22 protein-coding genes are annotated in these 23,429 nt (G+C 42.1%); 16 read left to right on the forward strand and 6 right to left on the reverse strand.

Annotated elements, in window-relative coordinates; genetic code table 11:
* Positions 1 to 33: 33 nt before the first annotated feature.
* The 5 genes from G4420_RS22165 to G4420_RS22185 all read right to left on the reverse strand — a co-directional run bounded on the left by G4420_RS22165 (position 34) and on the right by G4420_RS22185 (position 7,446).
* Complete coding sequence (locus G4420_RS22165; protein WP_163326137.1) at positions 34 to 1,422, reverse strand: efflux transporter outer membrane subunit; 1,389 nt, start codon at positions 1,420 to 1,422, stop codon at positions 34 to 36.
* A gap of 20 nt (positions 1,423 to 1,442) precedes the next feature.
* Complete coding sequence (locus G4420_RS22170) at positions 1,443 to 4,595, reverse strand: efflux RND transporter permease subunit (protein ID WP_163326138.1); 3,153 nt, start codon at positions 4,593 to 4,595, stop codon at positions 1,443 to 1,445.
* A gap of 20 nt (positions 4,596 to 4,615) precedes the next feature.
* Complete coding sequence (locus tag G4420_RS22175) at positions 4,616 to 5,791, reverse strand: efflux RND transporter periplasmic adaptor subunit (protein ID WP_163326139.1); 1,176 nt, start codon at positions 5,789 to 5,791, stop codon at positions 4,616 to 4,618.
* A 39-nt stretch (positions 5,792 to 5,830) separates the two neighbouring features.
* On the reverse strand, positions 5,831 to 6,280 hold the full coding sequence (locus G4420_RS22180) for a MarR family winged helix-turn-helix transcriptional regulator (RefSeq protein WP_163326140.1): 450 nt from the start codon (positions 6,278 to 6,280) through the stop codon (positions 5,831 to 5,833).
* A 431-nt stretch (positions 6,281 to 6,711) separates the two neighbouring features.
* Positions 6,712 to 7,446: a hypothetical protein gene (locus G4420_RS22185; RefSeq protein WP_163326141.1), complete on the reverse strand. Its 735-nt coding sequence runs from the start codon at positions 7,444 to 7,446 to the stop codon at positions 6,712 to 6,714.
* A 436-nt stretch (positions 7,447 to 7,882) separates the two neighbouring features.
* Here G4420_RS22185 and nifH point away from each other — a divergent pair, with 436 nt between their 5' ends.
* The 16 genes from nifH (at position 7,883) to modC (ending at position 23,248) form a co-directional block, all read left to right on the forward strand.
* The gene (gene nifH / locus G4420_RS22190; RefSeq protein ID WP_163326142.1) at positions 7,883 to 8,707 is read left to right on the forward strand and encodes a nitrogenase iron protein; all 825 of its coding nucleotides are present in this window, start codon (positions 7,883 to 7,885) and stop codon (positions 8,705 to 8,707) included.
* A 34-nt stretch (positions 8,708 to 8,741) separates the two neighbouring features.
* Positions 8,742 to 9,068, forward strand: coding sequence for a P-II family nitrogen regulator (locus tag G4420_RS22195; protein WP_163326143.1), 327 nt, complete (start codon positions 8,742 to 8,744; stop codon positions 9,066 to 9,068).
* Between the two features lie 18 nt (positions 9,069 to 9,086).
* Entirely contained in the window at positions 9,087 to 9,461 is a 375-nt protein-coding gene (locus G4420_RS22200; RefSeq protein ID WP_163326144.1) for a P-II family nitrogen regulator, read from the forward strand.
* Positions 9,462 to 9,477: 16 nt separating this feature from the next.
* Positions 9,478 to 11,109, forward strand: a complete 1,632-nt coding sequence (nifD, locus tag G4420_RS22205; protein WP_163326145.1) for a nitrogenase molybdenum-iron protein alpha chain — start codon at positions 9,478 to 9,480, stop codon at positions 11,107 to 11,109.
* Between the two features lie 18 nt (positions 11,110 to 11,127).
* Positions 11,128 to 12,510 carry a nitrogenase molybdenum-iron protein subunit beta gene (gene nifK, locus G4420_RS22210; protein ID WP_163326146.1) on the forward strand — a complete coding sequence of 461 codons (1,383 nt, stop codon included), beginning with the start codon at positions 11,128 to 11,130 and terminating at the stop codon, positions 12,508 to 12,510.
* 172 nt (positions 12,511 to 12,682) lie between these two features.
* The gene (nifE, locus tag G4420_RS22215) at positions 12,683 to 14,011 is read left to right on the forward strand and encodes a nitrogenase iron-molybdenum cofactor biosynthesis protein NifE (protein WP_163326147.1); all 1,329 of its coding nucleotides are present in this window, start codon (positions 12,683 to 12,685) and stop codon (positions 14,009 to 14,011) included.
* A 214-nt stretch (positions 14,012 to 14,225) separates the two neighbouring features.
* The gene (locus G4420_RS22220) at positions 14,226 to 15,632 is read left to right on the forward strand and encodes a nitrogenase component 1 (protein WP_163326148.1); all 1,407 of its coding nucleotides are present in this window, start codon (positions 14,226 to 14,228) and stop codon (positions 15,630 to 15,632) included.
* A gap of 37 nt (positions 15,633 to 15,669) precedes the next feature.
* Complete coding sequence (locus tag G4420_RS22225; RefSeq protein ID WP_163326149.1) at positions 15,670 to 16,929, forward strand: radical SAM protein; 1,260 nt, start codon at positions 15,670 to 15,672, stop codon at positions 16,927 to 16,929.
* Between the two features lie 39 nt (positions 16,930 to 16,968).
* Positions 16,969 to 17,310, forward strand: coding sequence for a NifB/NifX family molybdenum-iron cluster-binding protein (locus G4420_RS22230; RefSeq protein ID WP_163326150.1), 342 nt, complete (start codon positions 16,969 to 16,971; stop codon positions 17,308 to 17,310).
* Positions 17,311 to 17,415: 105 nt separating this feature from the next.
* Entirely contained in the window at positions 17,416 to 17,721 is a 306-nt protein-coding gene (locus G4420_RS22235; RefSeq protein WP_045033451.1) for a (2Fe-2S) ferredoxin domain-containing protein, read from the forward strand.
* A gap of 126 nt (positions 17,722 to 17,847) precedes the next feature.
* Positions 17,848 to 18,972, forward strand: a complete 1,125-nt coding sequence (locus G4420_RS22240; protein WP_163326151.1) for a homocitrate synthase/isopropylmalate synthase family protein — start codon at positions 17,848 to 17,850, stop codon at positions 18,970 to 18,972.
* Between the two features lie 9 nt (positions 18,973 to 18,981).
* Positions 18,982 to 20,151 carry a porin gene (locus G4420_RS22245; RefSeq protein WP_163326152.1) on the forward strand — a complete coding sequence of 390 codons (1,170 nt, stop codon included), beginning with the start codon at positions 18,982 to 18,984 and terminating at the stop codon, positions 20,149 to 20,151.
* Positions 20,152 to 20,173: 22 nt separating this feature from the next.
* Positions 20,174 to 20,569: a hypothetical protein gene (locus G4420_RS22250; protein WP_163326153.1), complete on the forward strand. Its 396-nt coding sequence runs from the start codon at positions 20,174 to 20,176 to the stop codon at positions 20,567 to 20,569.
* Positions 20,570 to 20,713: 144 nt separating this feature from the next.
* Positions 20,714 to 21,475: a molybdate ABC transporter substrate-binding protein gene (modA, locus tag G4420_RS22255; protein WP_163326154.1), complete on the forward strand. Its 762-nt coding sequence runs from the start codon at positions 20,714 to 20,716 to the stop codon at positions 21,473 to 21,475.
* Positions 21,468 to 22,169 (forward strand): molybdate ABC transporter permease subunit, encoded by a 702-nt coding sequence (modB, locus tag G4420_RS22260; RefSeq protein WP_163326155.1) that lies wholly within the window; start codon positions 21,468 to 21,470, stop codon positions 22,167 to 22,169. Before modA ends, modB begins: the two co-directional genes overlap by 8 nt.
* The gene (gene modC / locus G4420_RS22265; RefSeq protein ID WP_163326156.1) at positions 22,166 to 23,248 is read left to right on the forward strand and encodes a molybdenum ABC transporter ATP-binding protein; all 1,083 of its coding nucleotides are present in this window, start codon (positions 22,166 to 22,168) and stop codon (positions 23,246 to 23,248) included. Before modB ends, modC begins: the two co-directional genes overlap by 4 nt.
* Here the strand turns inward: modC and G4420_RS23330 are convergent.
* Positions 23,245 to 23,429, reverse strand: a 185-nt coding sequence (locus tag G4420_RS23330) for a hypothetical protein (protein WP_204273789.1), incomplete at its 5' end; no start/stop codon positions are given. The two genes, modC and G4420_RS23330, sit on opposite strands and share 4 nt — an antisense overlap.

The raw sequence follows: 23,429 nt of genomic DNA on the forward strand, positions 1-23,429 counted from the left end.
ATGACCCCCTTGTTGAATTTATTTTTTGCTTTTTTATTTCCAGCCACCGCCAAGTGCGCGATACAACGATACCACAGCATTTAACTGCTGCACCTTGTCGTTAACATCGCTCAGTTGTGCGTTAAGCAAACTTTGTTGTGCATTTAAAACTTCGGTGTAAGTTGCCGAGCCGTAAACCAGCAATTCTTTAGTGTAATCAACCGATTTCTCGAGTGCATCCAGTTGTTTGTTACGCAGCTCGATCTTTTGCATCGACGCGTCGTACATGCTAAGTGCATCGTTCACTTCGGCACCGGCATTTAGCAAAGTACTTTTAAAGTTTAGCAGCGCCTCTTCCTGTTGTGCTTTGGCTACTTCCAAACGTGTTTTGTTGGCCCGTTTATTAAAAATGGGTTGAACCAAACCACCCACAAAATTGGCGGCAAACGATGCCGGATCAAACAGATCTTCAATCGCCAGCGACTCTAAACCTGCATGTGCCGTAAGTGTAACCGATGGGTAAAAGTAGGCTTTGGCACTGTTGGTCATGTGGTAGGCACTAATCACACTGTATTCCGCCTGCATCACGTCGGGGCGTTTATCCAAAAGTTCGGCCGGCACACCAACTTCCAACAGTTTGTGCGCTTGCTGACTTTCCAGTTTTCCGCGTTCCACATCTCCCGGAGTTCTACCCAACAGAATACAAAGTGTATTTTCGTTTTCTCTTATTTGCTGCTCAATATCCGGAATGGTAACTTCAGCTGCATAACGTGCAGCCTCACTTTGTACAACTGCTGCACCGGTTACACTTCCACTTTCTTTTAGTGCTTTCATGGTTTCAACCAGTTCTGCACTGTTTTTTACCGTTTCTTTTGTAATTGCCAGGTTGGCATCCAATGCCAACAAAGTGTAGTACACCGACGCAATATTGGCAACCAAACGTGTTTGTACTGCTTTGTGCGCAGCGTCGGTGGCCAGGTAGTTGGCGTAAGCCGATTTTTTTGCATTGTTCAGTTTTCCCCAAAAGTCGATTTCCCAACTACTTTGCAAAGCAATTTGCTCAGCATTGTAGTGATCGGGACCATTCGGACTGGTAGACTCTGAATTCTTTACGTAAGTGTAGCCTGCTTGCCCTGATAATGAAGGTGCCAGTGCTGCTTTGCTTTGTAAGAAATTCGACTCGGCAGCAACAACACGCTGAACCGCAGCCTGCAAATCAAAGTTGTTTCTCAATCCTTCGGCAATTAAACTGTCGAGCATCGGATCGTTAAACAGGTTTTGCCAGCTTTCGTTTGCCAGGTTGCTTTCGGCGGTCTCGGCCTCACCGTATAATCCGTCGGTTAAATCCTGGCTGCGCTGGTATTGATTGGTCGTACTACACGAGACGATCAATACCGAAACAACGGCAATAAGTAGTATATTTTTTATTGAATTTGTCTTCATATCTAATCTTTTCTAGCGGATTAACCCAAACTGTTCATTTCTGAAATTTCTTGTTCTTCCTTTGGTTTTTTCACTTTTTCTTCCAAAATCTGGAAAACCACAAACATAGCCGGAATAACCAAAATACCTATCATAGTACCGATAAACAGACCTCCCACAGCACCGGTTCCGATGGAGCGGTTACCGTTTGCGCCAACTCCGGTTCCGATAACCAACGGAATCAAACCAACAATGAATGCAAACGAAGTCATTAAAATCGGGCGAAGTCGGGCAGTGGCACCTTCAACGGCGGACTCAATAATCGACATGCCTGATTCCCGTCGTTGTCGGGCAAACTCTACAATAAGAATTGCATTCTTCGCCAGAAGCCCGATAAGCATTACCAGCGAAATTTGCAGGTAAATGTTGTTCTCAACACCTAAAATGCGGGCGAAGATAAACGCACCGGCAATACCAATTGGCAACGACACAATAATCGAAAGTGGCATAATATAACTCTCGTACTGGGCAGCCAGCAGGAAGTACACAAAAATCAAACTCAAAATAAAGATGATGATGGTTTGATTACCGGCATTGATTTCCTCGCGGGTGATTCCCGAGAATTCGTAGTCGTAACCGGTTGGAAGAAGATCGGCTGCCACTTCGCGAACAGCATCAATAGCGTCACCCGAACTATAACCCGTATTTGGACTTCCGTTTACTGTAATGGCGGTGTACATATTAAAACGGTTAATCGTTTCAGGTCCGTAAACCCGTGTTAGCGTAATGAATTCCGAAATTGGAGCCATTTCGCCGGTGCCGGTACGTACTTTAATATTATTTAAGTCTTCAGGATTTCCACGGTATTTTCCTTCCGACTGTACCATTACACGGTATTGTTTACCAAAACGGTTAAAGTCGGAGGCGTAATATCCACCTATGTATCCTTGCATAGCCGAAAGAACGGAGCTCACTTCCAAACCTGAGCGCATACATCTTGCAGCGTCAACATCAATACGGTATTGCGGGAAATTAGTGTTAAATGCGGTACGTGCATATTGAATTTCCGGACGTTGATTTAAGGCGCCAAGGAAAGTATTGGCCACTTTTTCAAAGTCGTGAATGTCGCCACCGGTTTTGTCTTCCAATTGTAATTCGAAACCGCCGGTAACACTAAATCCTGGGACCATTGGTGGCGAGAAGATAATAATACGGGCACCTTTAATTTGCGAAGTAAGCATGTACAGTTTTTGCACAATGCTGTTCAGATCCTGTCCTTCGCCTTTTCGTTCGTCGAAAGGTTTTAATCCTGCAATGACCATCGCGTAAGGCGATCCCTGACCTCCCATAAATGAGAATCCGGTAATTGCTGTTCTACCATTAATTTCCGGTACTGTAGCCAGTATCTCGTCTATCTGTTTTGTAACCTCTGCTGTTCTTTCTCCCGAAGAAGCTGGTGGCATCGCGATATCAACAAACATACGGCCAGTATCTTCCGCAGGAACAAATCCTGTTGACGTTGTTTTCATCAGGTAACCCAGCACGGCAACAAAAACCAAGATCATTGTTCCGGCGAGTAATTTCTTATTAATAAAGAAGTGGGTTACTTTTTTATATTTCCCGGTCATACTTTCAAATGCCGTGTTAAAAGCAACATAAAAGCGTTTCATTACCCCTTTCTGTTCTTTTTCCTCTTCGCTATGCGGTTTTAGGAATATTGCACAGAGGGCAGGACTCAGGGTAAGCGCGTTAATTGCTGAAAGTATAATGGCTACGGTAAGTGTAATACCAAATTGTTTGTAGAATACTCCGGTGGTTCCGGTTATAAATGTTACCGGAACAAACACTGCTGCCATAACCAGGGTAATAGAAACAATAGCTGTTGAAATTTCATTCATCGCCGAAATTGCAGCGTTCTTGGCACTTCGCGCCCCGGAGTCGAGTTTGGCATGCACCGCTTCCACCACCACAATGGCATCGTCGACCACAATACCGATGGCAAGCACCAGCGCAAACAGCGTTAACAGGTTAATGGTAAATCCAAACAAGTTGAGGAAGAAGAAAGTACCAATAATTGATACCGGAACGGCGATTGCCGGAATAAGTGTTGCCCTGAAATTTTGCAGGAACACAAAAACAACGATAAATACCAGGATAAACGCCTCGAGCAAAGTGTGTAATACTTTTTCGATGGAGGCATCGAGGAATTCGTTGGTATTCATGAGCTCCATATACTCAACTCCCGGAGGAAACGCTTTGGATGCTTCTTCCAGTGTGCGTTCGATTTCAAGAATTACTTCGCGGGCATTTGATCCGGCTGATTGAAAGATGGCCATACTAATACCCGGTTGGCCCTGGGTTTGTGTCATTGCCGTGTAATCCAGCGAACCAAATTCAACACGGGCAACATCACCAAGCCGCAATATATTTCCGTCTTCATCCGATTTTATTACAATATTCTCGAACTCTTCGGGCTGTGTTAGTTTACCGCGGTAACGGATCACGTACTCAAAACTCTGACCGTTTTCGCTACCAAATCGACCGGGAGCGGCTTCAAGGTTTTGTGCATTCAATGCACCCACAACATCGGCAGGTATTAAGCTGTAAGTCGACATAATATCCGGTTTTAACCAAATACGCATCGAGTAGTCTTTTCGCCCGAATACCATTGCTTCACCTACACCATTAATACGTTGCACTTGTGGCAGCAGGTTAATTTTCGAATAGTTCTGCAGGAAAGTTTCGTCGTATCTTCCGTCTTTACTGTACAGCGAAAATACCATTAACATGTTGTTCTGGCGTTTTGCTGTAAGCACTCCCGCACGCGTAACCTCTGAAGGTAACAGCGAGTTGGCACGTGCCACACGGTTCTGAACGTTAACGGCTGCCATATCCGGATCGGTTCCTTGTTTAAAGTACACCGAAATCGTGGCCGATCCGTTGTTACTTGCTGTTGAACTCATGTAAATCATGTCTTCAACACCGTTAATCTGTTCTTCAAGCGGAATAACCACACTATTCAATACTGTTTGTGCATCGGCACCGGTGTAGTTAGCCGATACCCGGATTGTTGGCGGAGCAATATCGGGATATTGCTCGATGGGTAAAGTGGTAATTCCCAGCACACCGAGAATAACCAGTATGATTGAAATAACCGTTGAAAGTACCGGCCTTTCTATAAATTTTCTAAACATAACTGTTGTCTTCTAAATTATTAATTATTCGAAGGTTCATTGCTGTTGGCTACAGCTTGTCCGGCTAACCTGGGTTTAATTTGCATGCCGTCGCGGAGGGTTGTAATTCCTTCAACCACAATTTTATCTCCGGCTTTAAGTCCTGAGGTAACCACAAAAACGTCTTTCAAATCTCCGGCAATTACCTGAATTTCGGTATTTACAACTTTGTTCTCGCTGTTCGTTACGTATACAAAATGTTTTCCCTGAATTTCGTAACTGGCCGGTTGCGGCACCAGCAAAACATCTTTCAGGTAATTCGGCAAACGAATATTTCCGCTTCCACCCGAGCGAAGGTTTCCTTCTGCATTAGGGAACGAAGCACGCATATTAATAGCACCGGTTTGCGGATCAACAATTCCGCTGGCAATTTCAATTTTACCTTTTTGCGGGTAAACCGATTGATCGGGTAAAACCAGGTCAACTTCCGGTAGATTTGCCAGCTTCTCGCCGGTGGTAGCACCTTCCAGATTTTTAATGAGTTGTAAAAATGCTTTTTCATTGATCGAAAAATAAGCACGCATACTTGATGTATTCGAAACTGTTGTAAGCGGTTGTGTAACCGAGCTGCTTACCAAACTTCCAACACGGTATGGGAAAGTACCGATAAATCCGTCTGTTGGGCTGCTTATCATGGTATACTCGAGGTTGGCTTTTGCATTGGCTAAATTTGCTTGTGCCTGCGCCAGTTGTGCTTCGGCTGATTGCAAATTGGTTTTTACTGATTCGAGCTGAAATTCGCTGATAATGTTTTTCTCTACCAACGGCTCGGTTTTCTCCAGTTCGATTTTTGCAGTGGCTACCTGTGATTCGGCAACTTTAATCTGCGCCTCGGCCGAACGTACCTGTGCACGAATATCGTTGGCATTTAATTGAAAAAGAACCTGACCTTTTTTTACATAGTCGCCTTCGTCAACAAAAATTTTCTCGATGTAACCTGCAACTCTCGGGCGGATCTCAACGGTTTGTTCCCCTTCGAGTGTTGCCGGGAAAACCTGGTAAAGAGTAATGTTTTGTGGCGTAATTTCCTGAACCAGGTACTCGCCAACCTGTCCGCCCATCATTGGGTTACTTCCCTGTTGTTTATTCGAACAGGAAGAAAAAAGTAAAAGAATGGCTACCGACGCCACGCTTGTAAATTGTGCAATTGTTTTCATGTTTTCGTATCTATAATTTTTGATTTCTATTACAATGTTTTAGCAGCACATCAGGCAATCTTTAAAACCTGTGTTTAACTGTATTTTTGCGATCACATTCTCGAAATTTGTGAGCTCTTCCTGCGAAATTCCATCTAAAAGTTCTGTTGAAACTTCTACTGATTTCGCTTTTAGTAACTCAAATATTTCAATCCCTGCCTTCGTTAGTTGTAAATGTTTTTTTCGTTTATCGTCATCATCCTGCGTACGCATTACATAACCCAAATCAATAAGTGTATTAATCTGGCGCGTAACAATCGATTTGTCGCGTAAAAAATGATTGGCAAGATCTTGTTGTGTAGATGCTGAATTCTGATTGATGTAGTGTAACACTACAAACTGCTCCAGTGTTAGTTCTATATTGTTTTCCTTATATTTTGCCATTAGCTTGTGGCGCACCAGTTTCATGGTTTGCCCAAGCAAATAGGTTAACGGTACTTGCGTTTTCATAACTTTTTCTTTTTCTGTGGGACAAAGCTAAAACAAAATAGTTGCAAAAGTCAACTAGTTTTGTGAAAATTATTTTAACAAATTCTAAATAAAATATAATCCATTGATGGTTAGAAAGATAGGATATGTTCGGTTTGTTAACTCAAAATAAACATAGTTGTAAAATGCAACTATAGGGGAAAAATAGCCAGCCGATCGAAATATATGGCTTTCCTACCAAAATGTAGGTTGCCTCAATGTTAACACCCCGAATGCCCTTTAATTATGGGCTTCTAATAATTTTTCGTCGTAGGGTGTACGAAACAGTAGAGGCTTAAAAAAAAGATCATCAACTTCATAAAAAATTGATTTAGCAGTAATAATCCGTATATGTTTTTTGGGTGGAAAATGTATAGATTGTTTACGAGAGCTAACTACCGGAGGGTGAATTTTTATTCCTCGATATCGAAAACGAACTCAGTATTTGGGTATTCAGAAGTGACAAACTCATTCGTGTAATGCTCAATCTCTTTAATCCGATTTTTAAAATCCTCACTTGGTTCTCCATTAAATTTTGAGATATTTAATATAAAGTGGAAATTCAATCCGGAATGGCGTTGTACATTATTAATAGTATCAACAATTAAACGTTGAATATCATGCAGCAAACGCTCTTCATTCATATTACCAACAAGGAAAACAATACTTTTCTTGCCTTTAATTTCTTCGTCCGTTTCCATGGCATTGCTTGAGCTTTCTTCAAAATCAGGAGCATAAATTTCATAAAAAATATTCTTTTCAAGGTTGCTAAATTGCAATTCCCCTTTAGGCATCAGTGTATCCTTATCGATTACCTGAAAATATACCAATCCGTTTTCAGTCTTATTATTATACCCTTTGTACAGCCAATATGTGAGTTGCTGTCCCTGGGCACTCATTGTTGCCAAATCTGTAATTATAAATGATTCCGAGCCAGGAAAAGATGCCAATGTTGCAGACACAAAATCATTAGTAAATTCGGTTATATTCAATTCATTAACAGAACCATCTGAAAATTTTACAAACATGATGTTTGGATTTTTTTGACTTAATTCCTTTCCAATTATCTGCTGATTGATCTCTTTTATATACTTTTTAAGCTCTATTGCCGCCTTCAGGTATTCCATATTCCTATTAATTTTCTTCAAAAATATTTAAAAATGTTCCATATCAGGAATCTAATTAAATGATTTCACAAATGAGAATTATGCTTAACCTTAAATTGAAAATTAAAAAACTGCAAAATGACATATTTTGCGACGACCTTATTTCTTTTCACTTTTTTACATTGACTTCCATTCCTACATAAATGTATGTTACCTCAACGTTAAGCCCCTAAAAGTGCTAAATAACAGTCTGTTTGGCATTTTTGACCGTATTGTTGTTTAAAAATTGCTTTCCTACAAATATGTAGGACTTTCATTCTAAAACACTTCGCGATAAATAAAATGTATAAATCTTAAAGATTAGTGATTCAGTGCATTGTGATGGGTTGAAGTTCAAAAATGTGTTGTTAAGCATACTTTTTGGCACAACTCTGGCATATTAGGAATCAAACGATTTAAACTTTAAAATACAAGAATCATGAGAAAGATTGCAATTTATGGTAAAGGTGGAATTGGTAAATCAACCACAACACAGAACACAGTAGCAGGTTTGGTAGAGATGGGTAAAAATGTAATTGTAGTAGGTTGCGACCCTAAAGCAGACTCTACTCGTTTGTTACTTGGTGGTTTGGCACAAAAAACCGTTCTGGATACACTACGTGAAGAAGGTGAAGATGTTGAGTTAGATGACATCATCAAAGAAGGATATGGCGGTACTCGTTGTGTTGAATCAGGTGGTCCTGAGCCAGGTGTAGGATGTGCCGGTCGTGGTATCATTACTTCAATCAATATGTTGGAGCAATTAGGTGCCTGGGATGAAAAATTCGAAACCGATTATACTTTCTACGATGTACTTGGTGACGTTGTATGTGGTGGTTTCGCAATGCCTATCCGTGATGGTAAAGCTGAAGAGATTTACATTGTAGTATCAGGTGAGATGATGGCAATGTACGCTGCCAACAACATCTGTAAAGGTATTAAAAAGTATGCTCAAACAGGTACCGTGCGCTTAGGAGGTCTTATCTGTAACTCACGTAAGGTTGATAACGAGAAGGAAATGATCGAGCAATTGGCAAGCGCAATTGGAACTCAAATGATTCACTTTGTTCCTCGTGACAACATGGTTCAGCAAGCAGAGATTAACCGTAAAACAGTTATTGAATTCAAACCGGAACATCCTCAGGCAGATGAATACAGAGCCTTGGCAAAAGCTATTGACGAAAACGAACTATTCGTAATTCCTGAACCATTGGAAATCGAAGAGTTAGAGAAGTTATTGATCGACTTCGGTATTGCCAACTAATTCATAGTATAAACCCATTAAAAATTTTGTAGTTATGTTAATGATAAGAGCTATTATACGCCCAGAGAAATCAAGTAAAGTACTAAAAGCCCTGTTTGAAGCAGGATACATCGCGGTTACAAAGATCCCGGTAGTGGGTCGTGGTAAACAGCGCGGTATTAAAATCGGCGATGTTACTTATGATGAACTTCCAAAAGAAATGTTGATTATGGTGATTAAAGATGAAGACAAAGACTTCGCAATTAGCACCATTATGGAAGCTGCCCGTACTGAGCCGAAAGGTGCATTTGGAGATGGAAAAATATTTGTTACCGCAGTAGAAGAGGCATATACTATAAGCCGCGGATCGAAAGAGTTATAATCCTAAAATCAGACAACTATGAAGATGATATTGGCGATTATCCGGATTGATAAAATGAATGCAACTAAAAGGGCTCTAACCGCAGCCGGCATCACCTCGATGACTGCCACCGGAAAAGTTTTCGGACGCGGAAAAGGCTTTTGGGATGCCCAAGTAATGGAAGGTGCAAAACAGGATATGCCAGAAGCACTTGCCCACCTTGGAAAAGAACCCAGGCTGAGACCTCAGCGAGTATTAAATATTGCGGTTTCTGACCACAATGTGCAATTAACAATTGATACGATTATTGAAGTTAATCAGACTCCTGCTCCCGGCGACGGAAAAATCTTTGTCCTTCCTTTGGATGATGCATTTCGGGTACGTACCGGCGAAACAGGAACGACAATTCTTTAATTAGAAAGACAAAATTATGCCAAATAAAAAAGATTATACAAACGGATTGCCGGATCCTTCTCAACTGAAGGAGGAGATGCTGGCAAAATATCCCCGAAAAGTAGCAAAAAAGCGGTCTAAGGCAATGGTAATCAACGATCCTGAACAAAATCAGGAGATTGCCGCCAACATTCGTACCATACCTGGAATTATTACACAGCGTGGATGTACCTACGCGGGATGTAAGGGTGTGGTTTTAGGACCAACACGCGATATCATCAACCTGGTACACGGACCAATTGGGTGTAGTTTTTACGCCTGGTTAACTCGTCGTAACCAAACACGTGTTCCCGAAGGTGGAGATAACTTTATTCCTTATTCTTTCTCTACCGATATGCAAGACGAAAACATCGTATTTGGTGGTGAAAAGAAACTGAAAGAAGCAATTCGCGAAGCATTTGAAATTTTCAATCCAAGTTCAATCGGTATTTTCTCTACTTGTCCGGTAGGTTTGATTGGTGATGACGTTCATTCTGTTGCCCGCGACATGAAAGCTGAGCTTGGAATTAACATCTTTGGATTCAGTTGCGAAGGTTACCGTGGAGTATCACAGTCAGCCGGACACCACATTGCCAATAACGGGGTATTCAAAAACGTGGTTGGTAATAACGACCGTCCTCGCAAAGGTAAATTCCAGGTGAACTTACTGGGAGAATACAACATCGGTGGTGATGCGTTCGAAATTGAAGCATTATTCGAAGAAGTTGGTGTTGAATTGTTGTCTACTTTCTCTGGTAATTCGACTATCGAAAGTATGGAATATTCACACACTGCCGACCTGAACATGGTTATGTGTCACCGTTCCATCAACTACATTGCTGAAATGATGGAAGAGAAATACGGTATTCCATGGTTTAAAGTCAACTTTATCGGAGCCGAATCAACTGCAAAATCATTGCGTAAAATGGCCGATTACTTTGGAGATAAAGAATTATCAGCCAAAGTTGAAGAAGTTATCGCTCGCGAAATGCTGAAAGTAAAAGCAGTTGCCGATGTGGTTAAACCTAAAACGGAAGGAAAACTGGCAATGATGTTCGTTGGTGGATCACGTGCTCACCATTATCAGGATTTGTTTACGGAGCTTGGAGTAAAAACAGTTTCTGCCGGATATGAATTCGCGCACCGTGATGATTACGAAGGTCGTGAAGTTATTCCTAGCATTAAAATTGATGCCGATACACGTAACATCGAAGACCTTGTGGTTGAAAAAGACGAAAACCTTTTCCGCGACGACCTGGTAGAGAAGAAAGCAAAGTTGGAAGAGAGCGGTTATGAGTTTAAAGACTACAAAGGAATGATGCCGGATATGCAGAAGAACTCGCTGGTAATTGACGATGTAAACCACTGGGAAACTGAAAAGCTGATCGAATTCTATAAGCCTGATGTATTCTGCGCAGGTATTAAAGAAAAATACGTTGTTCAGAAATATGGAGTGCCATTAAAACAATTGCACTCGTACGACTACGGCGGTCCTTATGCTGCATTCGGGGGAGCTATTAATTTCTACAATGAAATGGAGCGTATGCTGGGAACCAAGATTTGGAAACTGGTTGATGCCCCTTGGAAACTCGAGCCGGAGATTGTAGGAAGTGTAACTGTAGATGCTTAAAGAATAGGAGGAAAAATTATGTTATTACGTCATACAACAAAAGAAGTTAAAGAGAGAAAAGCATTAACCGTTAACCCGGCTAAAACTTGTCAGCCGGTAGGTGCAATGTATGCTGCTCTGGGTGTGCACGGATGTTTACCACACAGCCACGGTTCGCAAGGGTGTTGTTCTTATCACCGAAGTGCGTTAACTCGTCACTATAAAGAGCCAATTATGGCAGCAACCAGTTCGTTTACTGAAGGTTCATCGGTGTTTGGTGGGCAGGCAAACTTACTGCAAGCCATCGATAATATCTTTGGTATTTACGAACCTCAAATTATTGCCATTCACTCAACCTGTTTGTCGGAAACCATTGGTGACGACCTTGGACAGATTGTTGGAAAAGCAAAAGACGATGGTAGAATTCCGGAAGGAAAACACGTAGTTCAGGCATCAACACCAAGTTATGTAGGTTCACATGTAACCGGTTATGCCAACATGCTGGAAGCATTTGTAAAATACTTCGCGTTTAAAACGGACGAAAAATTGCGCCAGGTAAACCTGCTTTCAGGTTGGGTTGAACCATCGGATATGCGTGAGTTAAAAAGATTGGCTGGTTTAATGGATATTAAAACAGTTCTTCTTCCCGATACATCAGATGTAGTAGATACACCTATGACCGGTAAATACCAAATGTATCCAAAAGGTGGAACAACTATAGAAGAAATGGTTAGCATGGGAAATAGTATGAGCACTGTTGCTTTGGGCGAATGGGGTGCAAAAAGTGCAGCCATTGCTTTAGACAACAAATGTAAAGTACCATTTTCAATGAACGATGTACCAGTTGGTGTCAGTGCAACCGACCGCTTTATACAGGCACTTTCAACTGCCGGGAAAGTTTCTATTCCTGAAATTATTTCTGAAGAACGTGGTCGATTAGTGGATATGATGACTGATATGCACCAGTATTTCTACGGAAAACGTGTTGCTCTGTTTGGTGATCCGGATACTTTACTTCCGTTAACTGAATTCTTGTTAGACCTGGATATGAAACCTGTTTACATTGTTTCTGGAACACCGGGAAAACGTTTCACACAACGTATGGAAGAGATTTTAGGCGACAAATTGGCTGAAACTAAATTCAAAAATGGTCCGAATGCTGATATGTTCTTATTACACCAGTGGATTAAAGAAGAGCCTGTTGACTTATTGATTGGTAACACCTACGGTAAGTACATCGCTCGCGATGAGAACATACCATTCGTTCGCATGGGATTCCCTATTATTGACCGCGTTGGACACAGTTATTTCCCAACTGTAGGTTACCAGGGAGGCCTTCGAATCCTTGAGAAGATTCTGGGTGCTATCATGGATAAAATCGATGCTACAGCTCCTGAAGAATCATTCGAGCTAGTAATGTAGTTGCAATATAATTCAAAATGATTTCGAGGTGAGTTCAGCTGAGTCGCTCTCAGCTGAACTTCACCCGAAATAATTGGCACTACATAAAAAGAATCAGAGATAATAAATCAGAATTGTAATTACGATTAGACCTGCTTGCAGGCAACTTCGTCCATCTTTTAACTTTTGAATTATGAGCAACTATCTAAAAGATCGCGAAAGCCAAATCCTGACAAAAGGAAACGACGCTGCAGAAATTTCCTGCGATAAAAAAAGTCTGGCCGGGTCAGTTTCGCAACGAGCCTGTGTGTTTTGCGGATCACGTGTGGTGCTTTATCCAATTGCCGATGCACTGCATGTTATTCACGGGCCGGTTGGTTGCGCTTCTTATACCTGGGATATTCGTGGTTCGCTTTCGTCGGGACCACAGTTACACCGCCTGAGTTTTACCACCGATTTAAAAGAAAGAGACGTGGTTTTTGGCGGCGAAAAGAAATTGTATCACGCCCTTATTGAATTAATCGACAAACATCAACCAAAAGCTGCCTTTGTTTTTTCAACCTGTATAATCGGAGTTATTGGCGACGATGTTGAAGCCGTTTGCCGCAAGGTTACAAAAGAAAAAGGCATCGACGTTATTCCGGTAATGTCGGAAGGATTTAACGGTACCAAAAAAGACGGCTACAAAATTGCTTGTGGCGCACTTTCAAAATTAGTTGGAACGAACAACGATTATGAAGCTCCCAAATATTCAATCAATATTCTAGGCGACTTTAACCTTGCCGGTGAGTTGTGGATTTTGGCTGAATATTACAAGAAGCTGGGTGTTGAAATTATTTCATGCATGACAGGTGACGGTCGCGTTGAGCAGATTCGCCGTGCACACAAAGCCTCGCTGAACGTGGTTCAATGCTCGGGATCGATTATGCACCTGGCCAAAGAGATGAAGGAAAAATACGACATTCCTTTTATGAAGGTTTCCTATTTCGGAATCGAAGACATGTCGGAAGCTTTATACGAAGTAGCCAAATTTTTCAAAGACGATGAAATGCTGGCCAAAGCCCGCGAACTGGTAACCAACGAAATCTCAAAACTTTTACCGGCATTGCAACCATACCGCCAAAAGCTGGAAGGTAAAAAAGCAGCCATTTATGTGGGCGGTGCGTTTAAAGCCATCTCGCTGGTAAAAGCCCTGCGATTACTAGGAATGAAAACAGTGGTTGTTGGTTCGCAAACAGGAAATGCAGAAGACTACAAACTACTAAAAGACTTGTGTGATGAGGGAACCATCATCGTTGATGATTCCAATCCAAACGAACTTTCTGAATTTGTGAAGCTAACCGGTGCCAACCTGTTTATCGGCGGCGTGAAAGAACGCCCGATTGCCCATAAACTTGGCCTTGGTTTTTGCGATCACAACCACGAAAGAAAAGAAGCACTGGCCGGCTATGTCGGCATGATGAATTTTGCGAAAGAAGTATACGCCTCGGTTACAAGCCCGGTGTGGAAATTCGTAAAGTGATACTAATTGTAATGTAAAATGCAGCAGAGCAAATTTTACATTTTACAATAGTTGATGCCGATAGACTGAAAAAGGAGTTCCGAGACTTCGGAACGACATTTTGAAGCTCATCGGTATAAGCAGCACAAATCGGTTAGTTACAGACCGTGATTGTGTTTTAGAAAGGGGGGACCCTTTAATGAATCGGAAAAAATATTGAATAAAAACAAATCGGATGTTTGAACTCAATTCAGTACCAAAAGCAAAAGAAAATTACAAGGCAACACAAAATGCCTGTAAACTTTGTTCGCCACTGGGAGCCAGTGTAGCCTTCAAAGGTTTTAAAGGCTGTGTTCCGCTTATTCACGGCTCGCAGGGCTGCGCAACTTACATTCGCCGCTACCTGATTTCTCACTACAAAGAGCCCATCGACATTGCCTCGTCGAATTTTACCGAAGATGCTACCATTTTTGGTGGCGACGAAAACTTCAAAATGGCTGTCCTTAATATTATCAATCAATATAAACCGGAAATTATTGGCATCGCTTCAACTTGTTTGAGCGAAACCATCGGCGACGATGTTAGCCTTTTCGTTCACCATTTTTTGGATAAGCACCCTGATGTAAAGACCGATTTTGTAATGGCTTCAACTCCCAGTTACCAGGGAACGCACATCGACGGATTTCATGAAGCGGTTTCCAGTGTGGTAAAACGTTACGCCCAAAAAGGTCTGTCACAAGATCATGTAAATCTCTTCCCCGGTTTTGTTTCAACCGAAGATTTACGCTTGCTGAAAGAAATTATGGCCGACTTTTCGTTAGAGCACATTATGATGCCCGATTATTCTGAAAGCCTCGACAACCCGGTTTGGGATACTTATCACCGAATTCCCGAAGGAGGAACGGCAAAAGAGGATGTAGTTAAAAGTGGTTCTGCCAAAGCCAGTATCGAGTTCGGTACTATCCTGAACAAAGGAAAATTATCAGGCCGGGTAAAAAGCAACAAGTTGTCGCGCACCGGGGCACAGTTCCTGAAAAACGAAATGGATGTGCCGTTGGTAAATATGCCCATGCCAATCGGTATCACTCAAACCGATGCCTTTTTCGAGGAGCTGAAAACTCTTTCGGGCAACGATATTCCTGAAAAATATACCAAACAACGTGGTCGCCTGATAGATGCTTATGTTGATGCACATAAATACACCTTTGGCAAAAGGGCAGTGGTTTATGGCGAAGAAGATTTTGTAGTTGCCATGGCAGCTTTCCTCGATGAAATTGGAATTGAACTGGCACTTGTTGCCACAGGCGGCGAAAGCGGCATGTTGGAGGCAGAAATCAAAAAATATTGTCCTGAAAATAAAGATAAAGTTGTGGTTCGCGAAGGATACGATTTTGAAAGTATCCGCGAATGGAGCCTTGAAAATAAACCTGACATTTTGATCGGGCACAGCAAAGGTTACTACATCGCCCGCGAACTGAATATCCCGATTGTTCGTGTGGGATTCCCGGTTCACGACCGAGTGGGCGGACAACGCATAAAACATCTTGGTTATTCAGGTACGCAGGAACTATTCGATAAAGTAGTGAATGCACTAATTGAACAGAAACAAAGTAATTCGCCGGTAGGCTATAAATATATGTAATAACAACGCGAGAACTCGCAGCTAAAAACAGAAGGTTATGATCGATATTAAAACACATCCCTGTTTCAATAAGCATGCAAAAGGCAAATATGCCCGCGTGCATCTCCCGGTGGCACCGCAATGTAATATTCATTGTAATTATTGCAAGCGCGATTACGATTGCGTAAACGAAAGCCGCCCTGGTGTTACCAGCGAAGTACTATCGCCTGAGCAGGCCCTGGCCTACACCATCAGGTTAAAAGAAAAAATGCCGCATTTGTCGGTTGTGGGTATTGCCGGCCCCGGCGATCCGTTCGCCAATCCAATTCAAACGATGACAACACTTCGTTTGATTCGTAAAGAATTTCCTGAAATGATCCTTTGTCTTTCGTCAAACGGGCTGAATGTATTGCCGTATGTGGATGAATTGAAGGAACTGGAAGTTAGCCACGTTACCATTACGCTGAACGGTACCGAGACAAAAACATTATCGCAACTTTATAAATGGGTGCGTTTCGAAAAGCGAGGATATTTTGGTGAGCAAGCAGCTGAAATTTTGCTGAAAAACCAGATGGAAGCAATCCGTGCATTAAAACGTGCAGGCATTACCGTAAAAATAAACTCGATTGTAGTGCCGGGAATCAATGATAATGTGATCGTTGATATCGCCAAAAAAATGAAAGAGATGGAAGTGGATATTATGAATACCATTCCGCTCTACCCGGTAGAAGGAACTCCTTTCGAGGATTTTGAAGAGCCTTCGCCAAAACGAATGAAAGAATTACAAAACGGTATAAAAGAATATTTGCCACCGATGACACACTGTGCACGTTGTCGTGCCGATGCTGTTGGATTGCTGGGACAAGATGATGCAGAGGCAAAACAAATTTTGTCGGAAGTTTCGAACCTGTCGGTGAATGTTGACCAAACAAAACCATACGTAGCTGTTGCCAGTCACGAAGGATTGTTGGTAAACCAGCACCTTGGAGAGGCAACACAACTGTACATCTTCAGAGAAACGCCAAATGGTTACCGTTTGGTTGAGCAACGTGCAACACCAAAACCGGGAGCCGGAAATAGTCGTTGGGCAGTACTAGCCGATGTGATCGATGATTGCAGGGCCTTGCTGGTTGGCGGAATCGGACCGTCGCCATCGTCGATTATTGGCCGTGCCGGAATCAAAATCGTTGAAATGACCGGTTTGATCGATGAGGGATTGGATGCCGTTTATAAAGGCAAAGAACTCCGGACATTGAAAAAAGCCGATGTTTTTAAATGCGGTTCAGAATGTTCGGGAAAAGGAACTGGTTGCGGTTAGCCTTTTGTCTAATAATCTGAAACTCTAAAAGTCTCAAGAATGAGAATAGCAATAACAACAAGTAACGGAGAAAAAGTAGATCAGCACTTTGGAAAAGCTACCCGCTTTGATGTGTACGACGTGGAAGGCGATGAAATGAAACTCGTGGAAACACGCGAAGTTGATTCGTATTGCAGCGGAGAAGGTCAACCGGTTGCCGATCATAAATTTTCATCCGATCGATTTTCAACTGTAAAAGAAAAACTCGAGGATTGCGAAAAGTTGTACACCGTGCAAATTGGTGAAAAACCCAAAGAGCAACTCGATATAATTGGAATTGCTGTACAAAACTGCACCTGCTCGGTAGATAAAATCCCGGGGTGCAGCGGAAAATGTAAATAATAAATCAAAAAAGTATAAATCTTCGCAGGTTGCTTCTTTTCTCCCCTTCAGGGGAGATCCCGATTTATCGGGAGAGGGGTGACTTCCGACTAATGAAATTGAATCATGAAAAAACCAGAATTTCACATTTTAGTATGCAACTCGTACCGGGTTGCCGGCGATGCACAAGGTTATTGTAACAAAAACGGTTCATCCGATTTAATTCAATATATAATGGAAGAATGTAACGACCGCGGCATGGACGTCGCGGTCTCTTCCACCGCTTGTTTAAACGTTTGCTCTCAGGGGCCGGTAATGGTTATTCACCCGAATAACTATTGGTACGGCGGAATTAATGAAGAGAAAATCGACGAAATTTTAGATGCACTGGAAGAGGGGGAGGCCGTTGAGGATTATCTCATAAGCGAGTAAGTTAAGCTGCTAGCTCAATTGATTTTCCCCTCTAACCAGAACTAATCAAACTTCAACTTGTACCGTATTCCCGGCTTATGCCGGGGGTACTTTTATCGGATTGAAAACCAATAACAATTATATATTATGAAGGATGAGAAGTTCCCATATTTGATCGACACTACGCTGCGTGACGGAGAACAAGCGCCAGGTGTAGTATTTTCATTGAAAGAGAAACTCGAAATTGCTCAAAAGCTTGATGAGATTGGCGTGCCTGAATTAGAGATCGGCACACCGGCCATGGGCGAAAAAGAGCAGAGTGATATTCATTGTTTGATCAACCAGGGATTTTCCTTCGCTTCAACCTGCTGGTGCAGGGCAACTTTCAACGACTTGGAAGCTGCCCTGGCTACAGGAGCAAAAAGGGTTAACCTTTCGTTTCCGGTTTCCGATATACAACTTGAAACACTTGGGAAGTCGCGCGACTGGGTGCGAAAAAACCTTCCCGGGATCATGAATTTTGCCACAAACCATTTCGAATTTGTGGCCGTTGGTGCGCAGGATGCTTCGCGTGCCGATTACGATTTCCTTAAAGAATACATCTATCTAACTACTTTATACGGTGCTAAACGTGTGCGCATTGCCGACACGGTAGGAATTTTAAATCCACTTTCTACACAGAACCTGTTTTCCCGTTTAAGCAGTGATTTTGATGATGTAGATTTTGAATTTCACGGGCACAACGATTTGGGAATGGCAACAGCCAACCATGTTGTGGCTTTGCAGAGTGGCGCACAAAGTGTAAGTCTTACTGTAAACGGGCTGGGTGAACGTGCCGGAAACGCTTGTTTGGAAGAAGTGGCTTTTGCCTTGAAATACTCATGCGGCTACGACCTTACTTTCGAAGGTGAGAAAATGGTTCAGCTTTCGAAATTGGTGGAAAAGGCTTCTGAACGAAAACTGGCATTGTCGAAACCTGTGTCGGGAGACTTGGTTTTCTCGCACGAATCAGGAATTCATTGCCGAAGCCTAAAAGAAAATCCACTTTCATATCAGCCATTTAATCCAAACGAAATTGGCCGACAAATGGAGCTGGTAATAGGAAAACACTCGGGAATGGGGGCAGTGGACGAGATGTTACAAAAACGAAATATATTTCTGCCTAAAAACGAACTGGCCATTCTTGTAGCTAAAATAAAAAAGCTGTCGACCGAGTTAAAGCGCGACCTGCATTTCAACGAGGTGAAAAACCTTATTTCTTCTAACATTTAACTCGTAGCAATGAAATTTATGGGAATTCTCATATTGCTGCTTTTTGCAGGACTTGTGGCTACGGCCGGAAAAACCGTTCAGGAAAAACCGTTCAAGCCAACCATTACTCCTTATATAAAGGTACAGTTTTGGAATGTCGTAAGTCAGGGAGTGACTACCGATGACGCAGAAGCTGCCGATCGTTTTGCCTCATATTTCAGACGCGGACGTTTGGGAGTGAAAGGAAATGTTTTACCCGAGTTATCGTACGACGTAATGTTAGCTTTCGACAACCTGGCCAAAGATGGTTTTTCATCCACAAAAGGAGTGGTGAATGCCGGGGCAGTTGCACTTTGGAGTGCTTATTTCACCTACGATCTTTTGCCTGAAAGTGATTGGCTGAATTTAACAGGTGGTTATTTTCTGCCTCACCTTAGCCGCGAATCAACCACTTCGCCATGGACGACCAGCTCGCTCGACAAAACGGAGAACTCGTGTTACTTGCGCCAACTGGTTACCGGAAAAGCAAATGGAATAAGTCCGGGAATAAATTTGGGTGGTTTGGGCGAGTTGGGAAAACAAACGCTTATATATAATGTATCTATAATAAACCGTCAGGATGCGGTGAGTATTATGGAAACAAACTGGTCGCCGGTACTGCTGGGGCATTTTATGCTCAACTTCGGCGATAAGGAATTCTCGAAATACAAATATTGTTTCTCGAACAACCTGCTGAAAAAACAAACCAGTGCAACTTTCGGAGTGGGATTCTCTACTCAGGGAAAAACGGACATTTTTAAAAGTACGCAAACAGTAAGTGCCGATGCAACCATTTATCTCGGCCATTTAAAAATCGATGGAGAGTACAATCATTTAATTCGGAAAAATAACCTCGAGTATAACGCCAACTGTTTTATGCTTCGGGCAGGCTACAACATATTTCTGAAAAAGGATTGGGTACTTGAACCCACTGCTATGTTCGAAAAGTTCTCCGGCGACGAGAATTTTGAAGACGTTTCTTTCTTCGATGGAACCGATACAAAACTTGATTTTGGAGTAAATCTCATATCTGCTAAAAAGAAAGTGAAAGTGAATCTTCACTATGTGTATCATGATGGCGAAGGAACAAAGAACCGCTACATTAAAAACACCACACACCCGGGTAATTATGTTTCGCTTGGATTACAATTAATAGTATAAATCTTTTAAAAATTGAGGCCTTATGGAACAGACATGGAAAAAATATTTCGACGATGCCAATGGTTATTCAAAAGCAGCAATAGGTTCGTCTAGTAAAAAAAAGTTTGGAAGCCAGGTTGTTTATAATTTGATAAGTATGGCTATCGAAAATTATCTAACAGCCTTGTGTGTAAGTAGTGGCGAAATGCCCGAGCACGAAGGGATTTCTTACATGCTCCGTCAGGTGGGTAAGAATATCGAAATACCAGAGCCGTTTCATCAGGAAGCCCGGTTTATGAATCGTTTTATGAATTACTGTTCGTTGGAAGTGCAGGAACCGTTAGATCCAACACACGAAGAATTAGCTCGTATGCTCGGTTTCATGGGAGATTTGAAAAGTTTTTGCGAAGGATTATTATTAAAAGGACAAACGGTTTAGCAAATCGATATCAGAATTCGACTTTCGGTTCATGAAATGCTGTCAGGAATCTTTCGGCGTTTCAGGTTGTTTTTGCGTAATAATTACTTACTTTTCCATGGGAGGAGAAGATTAGAATTTCGGCATTGGCTTAAATTATTAATTATGAAGAAACTAATATTTTACTTTATAGTTTTCGTAATGACTTTTGCCTGCACCAACAAAAACAAATCGCAGCAAACAGAGCTATTGGTTTTTAGTGGGGCAGGATTAACAAATGTGGTAACCGAGCTGGCCGAAATCTACGAAGCAGAAAATGACATTGACATTAAACTGAATTTTGCTTCGTCTGGTACGCTAGCACGACAAATTGAACAGGGGGCACAACCTTCAGTCTACATTTCTGCTAATGAAAAATGGGTGGATTACCTTATTGATCTGGATTTGGTTGTTCCAGAATCAAAAGAAAAAGTTGTTGGAACGTCAATGGCTGTAATCGTTCCTTCCGATAGCGAAACAGATACCATCACATTTTTGGATCAATTTCCTGAACAATTTAAGGGAAGGTTGTCAATTGGAGATCCGAAACACGTACCGGCAGGCGACTATGCATGGAAAGCAATCGAGAGTGGTGGTTATGCCGATGCTTTATCCGATCGGATCTTACCGGCAAAAGATGTGCGCTCGGCATTAATGGTGGTAGAATTGGGTGAAGTGGAAATGGGAATTGTATATAAAACCGACGCCATGAAATCGCAAAAAGTTAAGATCGTTTCCATTGTCCCTGATGATCTGCATCCGCCAATTGGTTTCTATGCATCCATTTTAAAGAACAAAAACAACGAACAAACCAAGCTTTTTTATAATTTTCTGACCTCAAAAGAAGCAAAGGACATCTGGATAAAACACGGATTTAAGATTGAGTGAGCTTTTTAAATATACAGCAAGCGAGTGGTCGGCAATACAATTATCGTTAAGTGTTGCGCTAATTTGTGCTGTAATAACCTTGCCGCTGGCTATAGCCGTTGGCTGGTTTCTGGCCCGCAAAAAGTTTTTCGGCAAGTCGGTGGTCGAGGGAATCATTCATTTACCGCTGGTTTTACCTCCCATTACAACCGGTTATTTATTATTACTGGTTTTCGGAAACCGCGGAGTTTTCGGAAAATTCTTTTACGAAACATTCGGAATTCAAATTGCCTTTTCGTTTTATGCGGCTGTAATCGCTGCCATTTTTGTGTCCTTTCCATTGGTTACGCGTTCCATTCGTTTATCCATTGAACTGGTCGATCAGAAATTGGAAGAGGCTGCACGCACTTTGGGAGCTTCCAATCTCCGGGTGTTTTTTACCATCACTCTTCCGCTGGCACTGCCCGGTGTAATCAGTGGATTCATTCTTTCGTTTGCAAGAAGTCTGGGCGAATTTGGTGCAACCATTTCGTTTGCCGGAAACATCGAAGGCAAGACACAGACACTCCCGCTGGCCATTTTCTCTGAAATGCAGGTTCCGGGACAAGAAGCTTCAACCATGCGTCTGGTTGTGGTATCTGTTATATTATCACTGTTGGCAATGATCGCTGCCGAGTTTCTAAACAAACGTGTAATTAAAAGTAAAACGGCATGACCACGGCATTGAGTTTTCATATAAAACTGCAGCGAAAGGATTTTACACTCGATGTAAAAGCTGATATCCCCAATGGAATTACGGGTATTTTCGGACCGTCGGGTCATGGAAAAACCAGTTTGCTGAATTCCATCGCCGGAATTGTTACGCCCGATTCAGGTTATATTCATTTGAATGGAGACACACTTCTCGATTCGAATAAAAAGGTAAATGTTAAGATCAGGCAGCGAAGGGTAGGTTACGTTTTTCAGGACGAGCGACTTTTTCCGCACTATACTATTAAGAAGAACCTGTTGTATGGCGAAAAGAATCCCGATCAGGATCTTTTCGATGAGGTGGTCGATACGTTGCAGATCGCACATTTATTAAATAAGAAACCCGAACAGTGTTCCGGCGGCGAAAAACAGCGTGCCGCAATTGGGCGTGCCATTATAAGTGGTTCGAAAATATTATTGATGGACGAGCCGTTTTCGGCACTCGATGTAAACCTGCGCAGGGAAATAATTCCGTATTTAAACCGGGTGCATCAGAAATTCTCGCTCCCTATATTAATAGTAAGCCACGATCTTCCCGACCTTTTAAGTCTTACCGATAATTTGTTGCTGCTGAAAAATGGACAGTTACTGGGGCACGGAAAGTTTACCGATCTGTTGGATCAACCGGAGAATTTGGAGTTGATGCACGAGTCGGGCTGGTACAATGTTATGCACCTGTCGGTATTTGCACACCTCGAATCGAAGAATATGGTTCTGCTGAAAAGCAATAAAAGCAACCTGCAGATTCAGGCCTTAACACAAACTATAGGAAAAGACGTGGAGGTAAACCAGGCCCTCAAAGTCCTGATCAAACCCGAGAGCATAGCTTTATCAAAAGAGCCTGTCCAAAATATCTCGCTACGCAACCAGGTAGGAGGTATCATGAAAGAAGTATTTTTAAAAGACGGCCTGGCCTTTTGTATAGTCGATGTAGGCGAAAACATCATCGTAGAAGTCACTGAAGCTTCACAGAAAAGTATGTGCCTTGAGAAAGGTCAGCGTGTCTATTGTCTTTTTAAATCGGCCTCTCTAAAAATTTATTAATTCACTCTATTCAGATTCTCAGTTACTTGCGATTTTAGCCCCAAAATAGTTGCAATTAATTTCCCTAAAGTACTTGCATTATTAAAAACCTTGATTACTTTTGCAGCCGCTTTGAGAGAAGCGATGTTCATAGAAACGGTTGGGTACAGAACGGCAAAGGCAGGGCCGGTAGTTGGGAAGG

Source organism: Draconibacterium mangrovi (genome assembly GCF_010586825.1).
Classification (GTDB): domain Bacteria; phylum Bacteroidota; class Bacteroidia; order Bacteroidales; family Prolixibacteraceae; genus Draconibacterium; species Draconibacterium mangrovi.